The sequence below is a fragment of the Modestobacter marinus genome, assembly GCF_019799945.1.
Taxonomy (GTDB): Bacteria; Actinomycetota; Actinomycetes; order Mycobacteriales; family Geodermatophilaceae; genus Modestobacter; species Modestobacter marinus_B.
Genome location: NZ_JABGCH010000002.1, coordinates 164,742 through 179,955 on the forward strand (window position 1 = coordinate 164,742; position 15,214 = coordinate 179,955).

General features: G+C 72.7%; 12 protein-coding genes and 1 riboswitch. Of the genes, 9 read left to right on the top strand and 3 right to left on the bottom strand.

Annotated features, from left to right (window positions below):
- Positions 1 to 28 precede the first annotated feature (28 nt).
- Entirely contained in the window at positions 29 to 1,363 is a 1,335-nt protein-coding gene (locus HK417_RS02670) for an MFS transporter (RefSeq protein WP_222263025.1), read from the top strand.
- Positions 1,364 to 1,440: 77 nt separating this feature from the next.
- Here the strand turns inward: HK417_RS02670 and HK417_RS02675 are convergent, their stop codons facing one another.
- Complete coding sequence (locus HK417_RS02675) at positions 1,441 to 2,679, bottom strand: low temperature requirement protein A (RefSeq protein WP_222263027.1); 1,239 nt, start codon at positions 2,677 to 2,679, stop codon at positions 1,441 to 1,443.
- 139 nt (positions 2,680 to 2,818) lie between these two features.
- A complete protein-coding gene (locus HK417_RS02680) occupies positions 2,819 to 4,765 on the bottom strand; it encodes an acyl-CoA dehydrogenase family protein (protein ID WP_222263029.1) in 1,947 nt (648 codons plus the stop codon).
- A 409-nt stretch (positions 4,766 to 5,174) separates the two neighbouring features.
- Between HK417_RS02680 and HK417_RS02685 the strand changes: the two genes are divergently transcribed.
- The 4 genes from HK417_RS02685 to HK417_RS02700 all read left to right on the top strand — a co-directional run bounded on the left by HK417_RS02685 (position 5,175) and on the right by HK417_RS02700 (position 8,784).
- A complete protein-coding gene (locus HK417_RS02685) occupies positions 5,175 to 5,672 on the top strand; it encodes an ester cyclase (protein WP_222263031.1) in 498 nt (165 codons plus the stop codon).
- 295 nt (positions 5,673 to 5,967) lie between these two features.
- Positions 5,968 to 7,239, top strand: a complete 1,272-nt coding sequence (locus HK417_RS02690) for a 3-deoxy-7-phosphoheptulonate synthase (RefSeq protein WP_222263033.1) — start codon at positions 5,968 to 5,970, stop codon at positions 7,237 to 7,239.
- Positions 7,240 to 7,330: 91 nt separating this feature from the next.
- Positions 7,331 to 8,614: a glycerophosphodiester phosphodiesterase gene (locus tag HK417_RS02695; protein ID WP_222263035.1), complete on the top strand. Its 1,284-nt coding sequence runs from the start codon at positions 7,331 to 7,333 to the stop codon at positions 8,612 to 8,614.
- On the top strand, positions 8,611 to 8,784 hold the full coding sequence (locus HK417_RS02700; protein WP_222263037.1) for a hypothetical protein: 174 nt from the start codon (positions 8,611 to 8,613) through the stop codon (positions 8,782 to 8,784). The genes HK417_RS02695 and HK417_RS02700 overlap by 4 nt, the downstream gene beginning before the upstream one ends.
- A 347-nt stretch (positions 8,785 to 9,131) precedes the next feature.
- Here HK417_RS02700 and HK417_RS02705 read toward each other — a convergent pair whose 3' ends face one another.
- Positions 9,132 to 10,307 (bottom strand): hypothetical protein, encoded by a 1,176-nt coding sequence (locus HK417_RS02705; protein ID WP_222263039.1) that lies wholly within the window; start codon positions 10,305 to 10,307, stop codon positions 9,132 to 9,134.
- 397 nt (positions 10,308 to 10,704) lie between these two features.
- Positions 10,705 to 10,875, top strand: a riboswitch (cyclic di-AMP (ydaO/yuaA leader).
- 13 nt (positions 10,876 to 10,888) lie between these two features.
- On the opposite strand from HK417_RS02705, the gene HK417_RS02710 reads away from it, so the two are divergent.
- From HK417_RS02710 to hutH, 4 genes are all read left to right on the top strand, one after another.
- On the top strand, positions 10,889 to 11,416 hold the full coding sequence (locus tag HK417_RS02710; RefSeq protein WP_222263041.1) for a C40 family peptidase: 528 nt from the start codon (positions 10,889 to 10,891) through the stop codon (positions 11,414 to 11,416).
- 86 nt (positions 11,417 to 11,502) lie between these two features.
- Positions 11,503 to 12,933, top strand: coding sequence for a DUF2252 domain-containing protein (locus HK417_RS02715; RefSeq protein WP_222263043.1), 1,431 nt, complete (start codon positions 11,503 to 11,505; stop codon positions 12,931 to 12,933).
- Between the two features lie 157 nt (positions 12,934 to 13,090).
- The gene (locus HK417_RS02720) at positions 13,091 to 13,582 is read left to right on the top strand and encodes a DsbA family protein (protein WP_222263045.1); all 492 of its coding nucleotides are present in this window, start codon (positions 13,091 to 13,093) and stop codon (positions 13,580 to 13,582) included.
- Positions 13,583 to 13,673: 91 nt separating this feature from the next.
- A complete protein-coding gene (hutH, locus tag HK417_RS02725) occupies positions 13,674 to 15,212 on the top strand; it encodes a histidine ammonia-lyase (protein WP_222263047.1) in 1,539 nt (512 codons plus the stop codon).
- Positions 15,213 to 15,214 lie beyond the last annotated feature (2 nt).

The window sequence follows — 15,214 nt, forward strand, 5'->3', positions numbered from 1 at the left end:
ACCGGGTCAGTCAGCGAGGGAGATCCCGATGGCGTCCACCGCCGGCACCGCCCAGACCTCATCCGTCCGTCGCGTCATCGTGGCCAGTCTCGTCGGCACCTCACTCGAGTGGTACGACTTCTTCATCTACGGCACGGCCGCCGCCCTGGTGTTCAACCAGCTGTTCTTCCCCGACTTCGACCCGCTGGTCGGCACCCTGCTCGCGTTCACGACGTACGCGGTCGGCTTCGTGGCCCGGCCCCTGGGCGGGGTCGTGTTCGGCCACTACGGCGACAAGCTCGGCCGCAAGAACGTCCTCGTGGTCACGTTGCTGATCATGGGCATCGCCACCTTCCTGATCGGTCTGCTGCCCACCTACGGCTCGATCGGCGTGTGGGCTCCGGTCCTGCTCGTCGTGCTGCGCTTCCTGCAGGGCCTGGGGCTCGGCGGGGAGTGGGGCGGCGCGGTGCTGATGACGCTCGAGTCCGGCGCCGCGCACCGGCGCGGGCTGAACGCCAGCTGGCCACAGGTCGGTGTGCCGATCGGGCTGTTGCTGGCCAACGGGGTGCTGTCGCTGATGGGGGCGGTCACCTCGGAGTCCGCCTTCGTCGACTGGGGGTGGCGGGTCCCGTTCCTGCTCAGCGGTGTCCTGGTGATCGTCGGGCTGTGGATCCGGCTCACGATCACCGAGAGTCCACTGTTCCGCGAGGTCGAGGAGCACGACGCGAAGGTCAAGGCGCCGATCGTCGACGTGCTGCGCCGCTACCCGTCCCGGGTGCTGCTCGCGATCGGCGCCCGGGTCGGTGTCGACGTCGCGTTCTACACCTTCATCCTGTTCGTCACGACGTACGTCGCGACGTACCTGGGCCTGCCGAACACCTACGCGCTCAACGCGGTCCTGATCGCCGCCGCGGTGCAGGTGTTCCTGATCCCCTGGTTCGGCGTGCTGTCGGACAGGTTCGGACGCCGACCGGTCTACCTCTTCGGCGCCGTCGGCGCCGCGATCTGGGTCTTCGTGTTCTTCGCCCTGCTGGACACCGAACGCTTCGTCCTGATCGTTCTCGCGACGGTGGGCGCGCTCTTCTTCCACGCCGCGATGTACGGCCCGCAGGCCTCGTTCATCGCCGAGCTGTTCCCGACCAGGGTCCGCTACACCGGCGCTTCCATGGGCTATCAGCTGGCGGGGATCCTGGGCGGAGCCCTGGCGCCCATCATCTCGGTGGCGCTGCTCGACCGCTACGACACCTCCCTGGCCGTGTCCGCCTACGTGGTGGCGGTCCTCGTCGTCACCACGGTGTGCGTCCTCCTGGCGCCGGAGACCTCGCGGATCGACCTGCACGCCGACCCGGCCACCGAGGCCCCGACGGACCGCCGGGGCCGGTGACCCGACCGGCTCCGTCCCTGCCGTCCGGCCGCGGAGCCTGGGGAGGACCACGAAGGGACGAGGGAGCTCGCCCGGCGTCACACCTCCAGGTCGGCGAGCCGCGCCGTCCGTCCCGTCCGGCGCGTCAGGATCGTGGTCACCACGAGGGCCGAGCACGTCCCGGCGATGGTCACGATGACCCCGGCGAGCCCCACGAGTCCCGCCGCAAGCGGCAGGAGGACGACGGCGGTGGCGGCGCTCAGCATCAGGACCGGAGGGATGACCGGCCGACGCACGATCGGGGCGTGCACTCCCCAGAGGAGGACGAGGAACACGCTCACGGGGATCGCCACGGCGTAGCCGACGATGATCTCCGAGACGTCCAGGTGATGGCCGGTGTGTTCCACGGCGACCTCGAGCCCGGCACCGACGGCGGCCAGGGCGGCGAAGATGCCGTAGTGGCCGTACCCCCACACGAAGGACCGATGGCGCCGGCGGGCGAGGCCCTCCCCCGCCGGCTCCAGGAAGTACAGCCACCACAGGGCGAAGAGGAGGACCAGCCCCCCGAGGGCAACGGTCACCAACGACCGGCTCACCCCGGCCCCGGCCGCCGATGCCGCCTGCACTCCGGTCGACGCGGCCAGCACGCTCTCACCGAGCAGGATGATCGTGAACAGTCCATAGCGTTCGGCGATGTGGTGCGGATGCCAGCTGGTGCGCCGCGTCCGCTCCGCCCACCGCGGTACCGCCAGCTCGCAGGCGACCAGACCGATGAAGACGGGCAGCAGCGAGGCCTCCGGCAGCACACCGGTCTCCGCCAGCACGTGACGGGCGATCCAGCCGACCTGGACGATCGAGATCCCGAGCGCATAGCGGAAGGCGGTGCGCCGACCCGCGGGATCCTCCAGTCCCGCCCTCAGCCACTGTGCCACCAGCCCGCCTCGCATGATCAGGTAGCCGATGGTGATGGCGCCGTAGTCGGACTCCTCGAACGCGGCCGGCACTCCTGCCGCGAGCACGAGCACTCCGGCCATCTGGACCATCGTGAGGAGCCGGTAGAGGACGTCGTCCGTGTCGTAGGACGACGCGAACCAGGTGAAGTTCATCCACGCCCACCAGATCGCGAAGAAGACCTGGAGGAAGGGCGTCAGGTCGTCCAGGCCGTGGCCACCCGCGATGCCGTGGGCGAGCTGCGCCGTGATGCTCGCGACGGCCACGACGAACGTCAGATCGAACAGCAGCTCCAGCGGGCTGGCAGCGCGATGCGGTTCGTCGATCGACCGTTCCCGCATCCGGATGCGCACTCGTCTGCCCGAGGGATCAGCCTCACCGGTCACCCGGCCAGACTAGGGAGAGAACCGCCTCGAGCCGCTCCCCCGTGCTGCGCGGCGAGCTCGCGCAGGGGGTGCTGCCGTTCGCGCAGGAGATGATCGGCGGCCGCTGTCGCAGCGGACCTCAGCCGGTCCGCTGCAGCGCCTATTGGGCTGCCTCGGCCTGCGCCGCGGGCCCTGCCCCGGCCAACGACTCCTCCAGTTGCTCGTCCGCGGGCGGAGCGTGCTTCGGCATCATCGGGCCACCACCCGCCGGGTCCAGCACGTCGTGCTCGAACCACGCGTAGCGGCCGGAGAGCACCTGCTGCGCGACCGCGTACTGGGTCTCGTCGTCGTTGGCCCACAACTCGGTGAACAGCCGGTCGGCGCGCCGGCGGGCCTGACGGCAGAACAGGTCGGCCAGCTCGACGGCCTCCTGCTGCCGGCCGAGCTGCTGGCGGGCGAGGGTGTCCGCGTAGACGCACGCGCACGCCATGGCGTAGAGCTCGGCGCCGATGTCGACGATCCTGCCGAGCAGCTGACCCTTCCGCTCGAGGCGGGCCTGGTAACGGCCCATCGCGTAGAAGGTGGAACGCGCGAGCTTGCGCGCGGAGCGCTCGACGTAACGCAGGTGCCGGGCCAGGTCACCGAACTCCACGAAGGAGCCGGGACGCTGGCCGGCGCCGGTGGTCAGCGACGGGAACCACCGGGCGTAGAACGCGCCCGCCCGCGCGGCGGCCCTCGCCCGGTCGGCCAGGCCGAGGTCGTCGAGCAGCACGTCCCCCGCCACCTGCAGGTGCTGGTCGACGGCCTCACGGGCGATCAGCAGGTGCATGATCTCCGTCGAGCCCTCGAAGATGCGGTTGATGCGCATGTCGCGCAGCAGCTGCTCCGCCGGCACCGGCTTCTCCCCGCGCCGGGCGAGTGACTCGGCGGTCTCGAAGGCGCGGCCGCCGCGGATCTGGACCATGTCGTCGACGGCGGCCCAGCCGAGCTCCGACGCGTACAGCTTCGCGAGCGCCGCCTCGATGCGGATGTCGTTGCGCTTGTCGTCGGCCAGCCGACTGGACACGTCCAGCATCGCCTCGAGGCCGAAGGCCGTGCCCGCGAGCCCGGCGAGCTTCTGCGCGATCGGGTCGTGCCCGCCGATGGGCCGACCCCACTGCGTGCGCTCGGCCGACCACTCGCGGGCGATCTTGAGCGAGTACTTGGCCGTCGCCAGGCAGATCGCCGGCAGCGACAGCCGGCCGGTGTTGAGCGTGGTGAGCGCGATCCGCAGGCCCTTGCCCTCGGCGCCGATGACGTCGGTGGTGGGGACGAAGACGTCGTCGAAGCGCGTCACCGAGTTCTCGATGCCCCGGAGGCCCATGAAGGCGTTGCGGTGCACCACCGTGACGCCCTCGCGGTCGGCGGGGCAGATGAAGGCGGTGATGCCGCCCGGGTGGCCCGCGCACTCGGGCACGACCGCCATGACCACGACGACGTCGGCGATCACACCGTTGGTCGCCCACAGCTTCGTGCCGTTGATCCGGTACCCCGTGCCGTCCTCGGTCGGCACCGCGGTCGTGCTCATGCGCGCCGGGTCCGAGCCGACGTCCGGCTCGGTCAGCAGGAACGCCGAGACGTGGTCCCGGGCGAGCTTCGGGAGCCACGCCCGCTTCTGCTCCTCCGAGCCGAAGCCCCGCAACGGCTCGGGCAGGCCGATCGACTGGTGCGCGGACAGCAGCACCGAGATCGACGAGTGCCACGTGCCCGCCGTGGCGAGCGCCTTGTTGTAGTAGACCTGGCTGAGTCCGAGCCCCCCGTACTCCTCGGGGATCTTCATGCCGAGGGCGCCGAGCTCCTTGAGACCCGAGAGGACGTCGTCGGGGATCTTCGCCTCACGCTCGATCTGCTGCGAGTCGACGCGCTCGGTGAGGAAGCCGCGCAGGCGCTCGAGGAACGCCTCGCCCCTGCGCACCGCGTCGGGGTCGGGCTCGGGCTGCGGGTGGATCAGGTCGAGACGGAAGTTCCCGAGGAAGAGCTCTCGGCCGAACGACGGCCTGGTCCACTCGGTCTCGCGGCTGCCCTCGGCGACCTGCTTCGACTGCTCGTACGACGGGTTCGACGCCATGCACGAGGATCGACCCTGTCTCCGCCGTACCGCAACGGACATCGGCGCCGGTACGACCGGTCCGTCCCTCGGACCCAGGGCTCTGGCCGTGTCCCCCGGTTCACCGAGATCGCCGGCCAGGCCTACCGAGCGGCAAGCGTGTGAGTGCGGCTGCCGTCACCGGTTCCCTCCCCTGGTGGCGGCGAGCGGTGACGGCAGGCAGAACCGGGTGGCGGACGGCGGTGGGCGGTCGGCCCCTTGTCCGGCGGTCGGCGCAGGGTCACAGTGGAACGTCGGCCCTGCTGTTGGCGCGGGCCCGGCCCGGGACGCGCTGCTCGCGGCGGGGTGCCCGGTTGCCCGGAGACGACGCGTGGGCCGTGCTCGGAGTCCGGAGCAGTCGGCGAGCCGACGGACGACTGAGGAGGTCGTCATGGGACAGGCACGCGAGACCATGGACCGCATCACCGCTGCCGTCATGGCGGGCGACCGGGAAGCGCTGCGCCAGTCGTACGCGCCGGACGCCGTGGGTGAGACGCCCGATGCACCTCGACTCTCCGGCGCCGAGGCGGTGGTCGACTACCTGCTGGGGTTCACACGCGCGTTCCCCGACGCCTCCTTCGAGTCCACGGCGAAACACGAGTCCGGTGACACCGCGATCGACGAGGGCTACTTCGTCGGCACCCACACCGGGGTGCTGAGCACGCCCGAGGGGGACATCGAGCCGACCGGCCGGAACCTGCGACTTCGGCAGTGCGACGTCCTCACCGTGGCGAACGGCGTAGCAGTGGCGCACCACTTCTACTACGACCAACTCGAGTTCCTGACCCAACTGGGACTCACGGGGTCCGACGCCGCCGGCACGGTGCCTCAGCCGAGGGCCGGCGCTGATCGACCGTCGCAGGTCGGGGCCGCGGACCCACCACGGTGAACGCCACGGACGCTCCCGGAGAGGCGCGGGCAGCTGCTCCCCGGGAGCGTCCGTGCCTGCCCGGCGCTGCGGGCTCGGCCGTCGGCTGACCCGTGGGACGGCGTCGCGGTCGACGTCTGTCTGCGGGCGCCCGATGGGGCGGTGGGACACTGCAGGTCGGTCAGGCGAGCGCCTGCACGCCCTGCGCTCCGCGATGCCTGCCACGACGCCGACAGGTGGTGCTCGCCGGTCCGCCGTCCCCGCGGGGGCGGAGCCGGACCGCGATGGCACCGACCACCCAGGAGGAACCCGCACGATGGCACAGCACGAGGACATCCCGGCCGACCGGGTGCTCGAGGTCGCCGCCGACATCGCCGACCACCTGTTGGACGTGCAGCGGGAGGTGAACCGGCAGATCGACGCCACGCAGGCCGACCTGCTGCCCGGCGTCCAGCAGCGACTCGGTCTCCACGACGCGGGCGGCGCCGACCTGTCCGACCTGGTCAACGCCAGGATCGCCGCCCTCACCATCGTGGTGACCCCGGAGGCGGTGGCGAGTGTCCTGCCGCTGTCGGCGGCCTCCGTGGCCACCACCCGGGCCGGCCGCCGCGCCGTCACCGACATCGTCAGCGGCGCCGACGGCCGACTGGCCGTCATCGCCGGCCCGTGCTCGATCCACGATCCGGCCGCCACCGTCGAGTACGCCGACTTCCTCCGCCGGATGCGCGCCAGGCACAGCGCCGACCTGGAGATCGTGATGCGCACGTACACGGAGAAGCCGCGGACGGAGGTCGACTGGAAGGGCTTCGCCTACGACCCGTACCTCGACGGCTCCAACCGCATCAGCGTCGGCCTGATCGCCACCCGGATGCTCATGTGCCGGATCACCGCGATGGGCGTGCCGGTGGCCGCCGAACCGCTCAACGCGCTGACGCCGCAGTACGTGAACGGCCTGGTGACGTACAACGGCGTCGGCGCGCGCAACGTCACTGACCAGACCGCCCGCGAACGGGTGTCCGGGTTCTCCTCGGTCGTCGGCTTCAAGAACTCGCCGGAGGGCAGCATCGACGCCGCCGTCCAGGCCGTCATCGCGGCCAGGGCGCCGCACGAGTTCCTGGGCGTCGACAGCCACGGCATGACCGCGCAGCTGTCCACGACCGGCAACGAGACCGGCCACGTCATCCTGCGCGGTGACAAGCACGGCCCGAACTACTCCGCCGACCACATCGCCCGGACGACGGCCAAGCTCCGTGAGCGCGGGCTGCCGGAGGTGGTCGTGGTCGACGCCTCCCACGGCAACAGCCAGAAGGACCACCTGCGGCAGATCGACGTCGTGCGGGATCTGGCGGGCCAGATCGCGGCCGGCGAGCAGGCGATCCGCGGCGTGATGGTGGAGAGCAACCTCGTCGCCGGCCGGCAGGACCTCGACCAGCAGCGCCCCGACGCCCTGGCCTACGGGATCAGCGTGACCGACGCCTGCGTCGACCCGGACACCACCGCGGAGATGCTGGACGAGCTGGCGGGCGCCGTCCGGGCACGGCGGAGCCGCGCCGGGACGGACGGCGTCGACGTCCGGCAGGCGGGCTGACGTCGCCGCGCGGCAGCCCGGCCACGTGTCAGGCTGACCAGCCGGCCCTCCTCACGCGCGCTCCTGCGGCGGCGCGGACGTAGGGTCACCCGTGGACTTCGCCGACCTGAGCCGGCCGTTCGTCATCGCCCACCGCGGCGGGGCGCTGCAGGTGCCCGAGCACACGATGGAGGGCTACCGGGTCGCGGTGGGCCAAGGCCTGCCGGTCATCGAGCAGGACGTGTCCACGCTCGCCGACGGCGGCCTCGGCGTCATGCACGACGGCACCGTCGACCGCATGACCACCTCCAGCGGCAACGTCGCCGACCACACGTCGGTGTCCTGGAAGCAGTTGGACATCGACGCCTCCGCCACCCTCGGCGGCGGGTGGCCCGACGGGCTGCGCCCCCCGCTGTTCGACGAGGTGCTCACCGAGTTCGGCAACCGCGTCCTCCTGTGCGCGGAGGCCAAGAGCAGCGACGCGATGGGCCCGATGATCGACGCGCTCGACCGTCGCGGCGTCAGCCCGGCATCGGTCCTCCTCCAGTCCTTCGCGCTCGCCGACTGCCGACTGGCGCGCTCACGGGGATGGGACGTCATCTGGCTCGGGAGCACCGACGTCGACCGGGCCACTGTCGAAGGCATCCGCTGGATCGGCCCGATGGCGGACCGCGTCACCGCGACGGTGTGCGCACGGGCGCATGCAGTGGGAGTCGAGGTGGCGTGTCACACGGTCAACCGACGGCACCAGCGGGATGCCCTGGTCGCCGACGGCGTGGACGCGCTCTTCTCCGACGACCCGGTCTACGTCGCCGGGGACGCGGGACTCCGCACCTCGGACCTGTTCGCCCGTCAGGTGTGGCTGCCCGGGATGCTGCCGGACACCGGCCGCGGCCGGTTCCACCCGGAGGACTCCTCGTGGGGCTGCGACGCCTCCGACGCGGTCGGCTCCACCCTCATGGGCTTCCTGGCGCCGCCGGACCCGGCCGCCTTCACGCTGGACCTCGACCTACGAGTCGACGAGACCCGCGCGGAACCCGCCGGGTGCGGTGGGTCGGTGCTGCTGAGCACCGACGACCACCCGTACCGACCGCCCGGCACCTCACCCGGCGCCCACGGCTACCTCGTCCTCCTGCGAGGAGACGGCAACGTGCAGGTCCACCGGGTCACCGACGGGGTGGCCACCGTGCTGGCGTCCTCGACCGGGGGAACGACGCTGCCGAAGGGCACGTACGTGCCGCTCCGGATCACCGTGACCGGCTCGGGCCTCTCCGTCCGCGCGGGCACCGTCGGTGGGACCGTGACCGTGGCGGACGTCAGTCACCGGCCCGTGCCGGTCGTCCACCTCGGCAGCGTCCGCGCCGGGGTCCGGTTCAGGAACGTGGAGGTCGCATGACCGACCCGTACGAGTGCCCGGGGCACGGTCCAGCCGACCCGGACGGCTATCTCATCGAGCAGACCCCCGACGGCTACCGGTGGACGCGCCGCGCCGACGGCCGCGCCGCCGGGCCGTTCGACACCCGCGAGGAGGCCGTCGTCTCCGCCGAGGCGGACCGCACCGCCTGATCCACCGTGGCGTCGGAGGTCGGGAGCCCGTCCTCCCACTGTGCGTCCTGCATCGCAGCAGCCTCGAAGTCGGCGGCCGCGGCATCGGGGAGCCCGTCGGCGAGGAGCGCCGCTGCGAGGTCCGGATTGAGCGCGAAGTCGGACACCCCGCAGCCCGGCATCGGACCTCCAGATCCGCAACGACCCACCCGCGCCCTGCACTGCGCGGTGCTGGGCCGCACCGAGCTCCTGGTCAGCACGGGAGCGTTCGACGCCCAGCCCCTGCAGCAGGCCGAGCTGGCGCCGCCGACCCGGACCCGCGCACGGTGTCGAGGAGGTTCGAGCGCGGACCGGCCCCCCGCTCCCGGCTACAGCAGGGCCTCCACCAGTTCCGCCGTCTGCTCGTTCGTGGTGTGGCTCTGGTGCACCTCGTAGGCGGCCACCCCCGGCAGGTGCTCGTCGAGCAGCACGGCCAGGCGCTGCTCGAGCAGGGCGTCGTGGAGGTCGAAGAAGGTCAGCAGGAAGCCCTCGGCCTTGCTCAGCAGGCTGACGTAGCTCTTCCTGAGCACCGTGATCGCCTGGTCGGGTTCGACGCGGACCAGCCGGGACTCCTCCAGGTCCGGGTCGAAGACCGGGAGCAGGAGCAGTCCCAGCGGGGCGGTGGGCACGATGGACGTGCCGAACAGCCCGGCCAGTTCGGTGGGGAGCAGCGGGATCTTCTCCTTGCGCTCCCGCAGCTGTTCCGGCGTGTTGGTCTCGGCGATGCGCTGCACCTCGTCCAGGGAGATGTGCGGGAAGAACGGGGACTCCTCCCGGTCCAGCCAGTCCAGCAGCCGGGGCTGCACGACCACCGAGCCGACTCGGACACCGATCTTGCCGGGGACACCGCAGGCCTCGAGGCGCTGACCGTCCTCGCGCAGCAGGAACTTGTCGGGCGCGACGAGGTCGCAGCCGTTCCGGGCGAGCAGGTTGAGCATCGTGCTGGTCTTGCCCGACGCCTTCTCCCCGGCGACACAGACGGCCCGGCCGTTCTTGGCGACGCACGCGGAGTGCATGGGGATCCAGCCGCGCTCGAGCAGCAGCCACTTGCCGGCTGCCCGCAGGATCTGCATCCCCTCCTCCCGCTGGACCTCGACCTCGTCGGGGGTGACCAGCAGGATCCGGCGTTGCTCCCGGAACAGCAGGAGGTACACGCCGTCGCCCTGGGGGAACTTCCCGGCACTCTTCCCGACGAGGGTCACCGAGTCCGTGAATGGGATCTCCGCGTACTCGTACTTTCCCGCCGCGGGCCGGTTCGACGTCGAGGCGCACAGGACGGCGAGCAGCGCGGGATCCGCCGTGGCGTAGATCCCGACGTCCTCCGCCGCCGCGGCGGACGGCGTGAAGTAGCCCTCGCAGAACTGCCGGATCCACTCCGCGACCGCGGCGTCCTGGCAGCAGAAGGCGAGGACCACGCCGGCGTACGTCAGGCACATGGAGTGCCCGCGCGCCTCGAGGTCGGCGACCACCCGCTCGGCCCTGGACATGACGTCCTCGGGTTCCACAGCCCAACCTCCTCGGCGCGACCGCGTCCGGGCCAGGACGGTCGGCCTCGCCACGTTCCGGACGGCGCGAGGCGGCCTGCGAGTCAGGGGCGCGGCAGCAGTGTGGCAGGGCGCAGCGAATTACAAGCCACAGTGCCGAGCACGCTGCGTCAGGACACGCCGAGTGTGATGTTGCACCTGGTGCGCCGTGTGACACGCGCTGAACGGCGGGGCGCGCCGGGACCCCGGCACCGTCTCGGGAGGTCAGCGTCGGCGAGTCCGTTTCGCGGACGCTGTCAAGACCCGGTTCCGCTGCCGCACGAGGGCTGATCCCCGACGTTTGCAGCGCTTCAGGTCCGTCCCTACCGTCATCCCGGTCCGAGTGAGGCCGCACGTCGCCTACCCCTGGTGACACCTCCGTCGGACGCCGCCGAACCGGGTGCCGTCGCACGACGCGACCACCTGGACCGGGGACCCACCGCAGTACTGGGGTGAAGCGCGCCCTCGTCCGCATGAGGACGAGGGCGGCCGGGCGAGTTCCCCGCCCGAACCCGTCAGCTAACTCGGTAGGCGGCTGTGGAGAACAGGAGAACCCGCCGTCCATGGCGCGCACCATTCGCACGTCCACGTCCACGTCCACGTCCACGTCCGCCCGTCCCACCCGCCGACTGCAGCGCGGCGCGTTCGCCCTGCTGGCCGGCGCCGGCATCGTCCTGACCCCCGCCGTGGCCCAGGCCAGCCCCGCCGCGGCAGCCGCCCCGGCAGCCGAGGCCTCGGCGAGCTCCCCTGCCGCGCAGGCCGCCGTGAACACGGCGATGGCCCAGCTGGGCAAGCCCTACGGCACCGGCGGCGCCGGGCCGCACTCGTTCGACTGCTCGGGCCTGACCACCTTCTCCTACGGCGCGGCCGGGGTCGCCCTGCCGCGCACGACCGGCGGCCAGGCCCAGACCGGCGCGCCCGTGGCGCGGGCCCACCTGGTCCCCGGCGACCTGGTGTTCTTCTACCGGGGTGGCCACGTCGGCATCTACGTCGGCAACAACCAGGTGGTCCACTCGCCCACCTCGGGCGACGTCGTCAAGGTGACGAACATGAACTACATGCCCTACTCCTCGGCCCGCCGCGTCGGCTGACGCTCCTCGCCGGTGCCCCGGCCGCCGCGGCGGCCGGGGCACCGACGGGTGGTCGGATCGGCACGGGAGCTGCCAAGCTCCCGGAGGTGACCGGACAGCAGCCGGAGCGGCGATCGCACACGGTCCTGACCTCCGCCGACGACCAGGGGTACACCTCGCTGCGGCGCAGCGCCCCGACGCGCGCGGAGCGGTACGCGCTCGGCCGCCGGTTGCGCGAGCGGGCACCGCGCACGGTCCTCGGCAACTGGGCCCCTCTCCCGGACCGCGCCGACGCGGTCGCCACGGTGGTCCAGTCCCACGACGGGCGACTGGACTGGCTGGTCCCGGTGCGCATCGGGCGGATGATCGCCTCCCCGTACGCCTTCCTCCGCGGTGCGGCCAACGTGCACGCCGCGGACTTCGCCGACCTGCCGGCCACCGGGATCACGCCGGTCGTCTGCGGCGACGCCCATCTGGGCAACTTCGGGTTCTACGCCTCCCCGGAGCGCGAGCTGGTGTTCGACCTGAACGACTTCGACGAGGCCCACCCGGGGGCGTGGGAGTGGGACCTGCGGCGGCTCACCACCAGCGTCTGGGTGGCCGGACGGCAGAACGGGTCCCCGGAGTCCGCGTGCGCCGAGGCGGTGGAACGGTGCGTCGAGGAGTACCAGCTGCAGATCGCGGCGCTGGCCGAGCAGCCGCTGCTCGCCCGCTCCTACGACCGGCTGAACGTCGACCGGCTGCTGCGCGCCGGGCCCCGCACCGCGCTGCGGGCCGAGATCGAGGCGTCGTCCCGGCGGGCCCGCAGGCGCACCGGCGACCGGGCGCTGCCCCGGATCACCGAGCAGCAGACCGACGGGCTGCGGAAGATCGTGAACGAGCCGCCGCTGATCACCCGGCCGGAGCCGGCCGAAGCCGATCAGCTGGCCGCGTCGCTGGACGGCTACCTGGCCACGCTGCCGCCGCACTGGGCACGGGTGGTGGGCGGCTACCGCCTCGTCGACATCGCGCACAAGGTGGTCGGTGTCGGCTCCGTGGGGTTGCGCGCGTGGGTCGCCCTCTGCGAGGGGAGCAGCCCCGACGACGTGCTGTTCCTCCAGCTCAAGCAGGCCCGGCGGTCGGTGATCGCACCGTTCGTGCACGGGGACCGGGCCTGGCACGCCCACCAGGGGCAGCGGGTCGTGGAGTACCAGCAGGCGGTGCAGACGGTGAGCGATCCGCTGCTCGGCTGGACGAGCGTGGGCGACGTCCAGTACTACGTCCGCCAGTTCCGCGACATGAAGGGCGCGATCACCGTCGACGGGATCGACTCGGCCGCCCTGACCGACTACGCGGGGATCTGCGGCTACCTGCTCGCCAAGGGGCACGCCCGGACCAGCGGCGCGTCCATGATCGCCGGCTACCTGGGTGCCGGCCCCAAGGTGCGGCAGGCCTTCAGCCGGTTCGCCCGCGCCTACGCCGACCAGACCGAGCAGGACCACGCGGCCCTGGTTCGCGCCGTCCGGCGCGGCGACCTGCCGGCCGAGACCGGCATCTGACCAGGTCGGGCGGCTCCCGTCCTCGCCGGGCAAGGGACGTCGTCTCCGCGTAGCGTTGCCCGGAGCGGAGGACAGCTGTCGCTGCTCCGTCCCAGACCCGGTCGGCCCGCGCAGCGCAGCTCCCTGCGAGGAGGCGGCACCAGGTGACCGCGACAGCATGCACCCGACCCGAGTCGCCTACCTCGACTTCCACAGCCCGTCCTGCCGGGCCTTCGAGCTGTCCTCCGGCGACGCGCTGCGGACGATGGCCAGGGACGGGCTCCTGACCCTCGTCGTCCACCCGGTCGACCTCCTGGATCGGCCGGCGACGGACCACTACTCCTCGCGCGCGGCGTCGGCGTCCGGATGTGCCGCGGACGGCGGGCTGTTCATGGAGTACGCGCAGGTGCTGCTGGAGAACCAGCCTCCCGGAGGCGGGCCCGGACTGACCGACCGACAACTCGTCGAACTGGGCGCCGAGGTGGGCCTGTCCGACCGCGGCTTCGCCCAGTGCGTGGCGGACCACCGCTACCTCACCTGGGCCGGCCGGGTGACCCGGCGGGCGCTGGCCCGCGGGGTCAGCGCGACGCCCACCGTCCTGGTGCAGGGGCTGCCGGTGCCGGCCGACCGGGCGACGATCGCCGCGGCGGTGCAGGCGTCCGGCCGCTGACAGCTCGACGCGCTGCCTCTTCCCCCGGGCAGCGGAACGAGCCGGGCGGACAGGTCTGGTCGACCGGCCGGGCACCGTGTGCGATGACCCCATGCCTCCGCACCAGGTCGTCGTCGGGATCGGCCCGGTCGGGCCCGGCGACGTCGTGCGCGTCGCCCGCGAGGGGGCCGGCGTGCGGCTGGCGGACGAGGCGCTGGCCGAGATCGCGCGCGCCCGGGAGGTGGTCGACCGGCTAGCCGCGGACGACCGGCCGCACTACGGGGTGTCGACCGGCTTCGGCGCGCTGGCCACCCGGCACATCCCCGTCGAGCGGCGGGCGCAGCTGCAGCGCAGCCTGATCCGGTCCCATGCCGCCGGGGCCGGACCGGAGGTGGAGCGTGAGGTCGTGCGGGCGCTGATGCTGCTGCGGCTGTCCACGCTGGCCACCGGCCGCACCGGGGTGCGGGTGGAGACCGCGCGGACCTACGCCGAGCTGCTCGACGCCGGGCTGACGCCGGTCGTCCACGAGTACGGCTCGCTGGGCTGCTCGGGCGACCTCGCTCCGCTGTCCGCGGTGGCCCTGGCGCTCATGGGGGAAGGGCAGGTCCGCGACGGCACCGGCGCGCTCCGCCCGGCCGGGGACGCGCTGCGCGCGCACGGGATCCGGCCGGTCGTGCTGACCGAGAAGGAGGGCCTGGCCCTCGTCAACGGCACCGACGGCATGCTCGGCATGCTCGTGCTGGCGCTCGCCGACCTGGGCCGGCTGCTCACGACGGCCGACATCGCCGCGGCGATGAGCGTCGAGGCCCTGCTCGGCACGGACGCTGTCTTCGCCGCCGACCTCTCCGCGCTCCGCCCGCACCCGGGGCAGGCCGCGTCGGCCGCCAACCTGCGGAACCTGTTGAGCGGCAGCGGGATCATGGCCAGCCACCGGGGCCCGGAGTGCACCCGCGTGCAGGACGCGTACTCGTTGCGCTGCGCACCGCAGGTGCACGGCGCGGCCCGGGACACCGTCGCGCACGCCGCTGCGGTCGCCGGACGCGAGCTCGCCTCGGCCATCGACAACCCGGTGATCACCCCCGACGGGCGCGTGGAGTCCAACGGCAACTTCCACGGCGCCCCGGTCGGCTACGTGCTGGACTTCCTCGCGATCGCGGTGGCCGACGTGGCCGGCATGAGCGAACGCCGCACCGACCGGTTCCTCGACCCGGCCCGCAGCAACGGGCTGCCGCCGTTCCTGGCCGCCGACCCCGGCGTCGACTCCGGGCTGATGATCGCGCAGTACACCGCGGCCGGGATCGTCGCCGAGCTCAAGCGCCTGGCCGTGCCGGCGAGCGCCGACTCGATCCCCTCGTCAGCGATGCAGGAGGACCACGTGTCCATGGGCTGGGCGGCGGCCCGCAAGCTGCGCCGCGCCCTGAACGGCCTGACCCGCGTGCTGGCCATCGAGGTCCTCACCGCGGCACGCGCCCTGGACCTGCGCGCGCCGCTGCCACCCGCCGTCCCCACCGCGGCCGTACGGGACGCCGTCCGCGCGGCCGGGGTCGCCGGCCCCGGACCGGACCGCCACCTGGCCCCGGAGATCGAGACGGTCGTCGGCCTGGTCACCGCCGGCAGCCTGCTCACCGCGACCGGGATCGACCTGAGCTGACC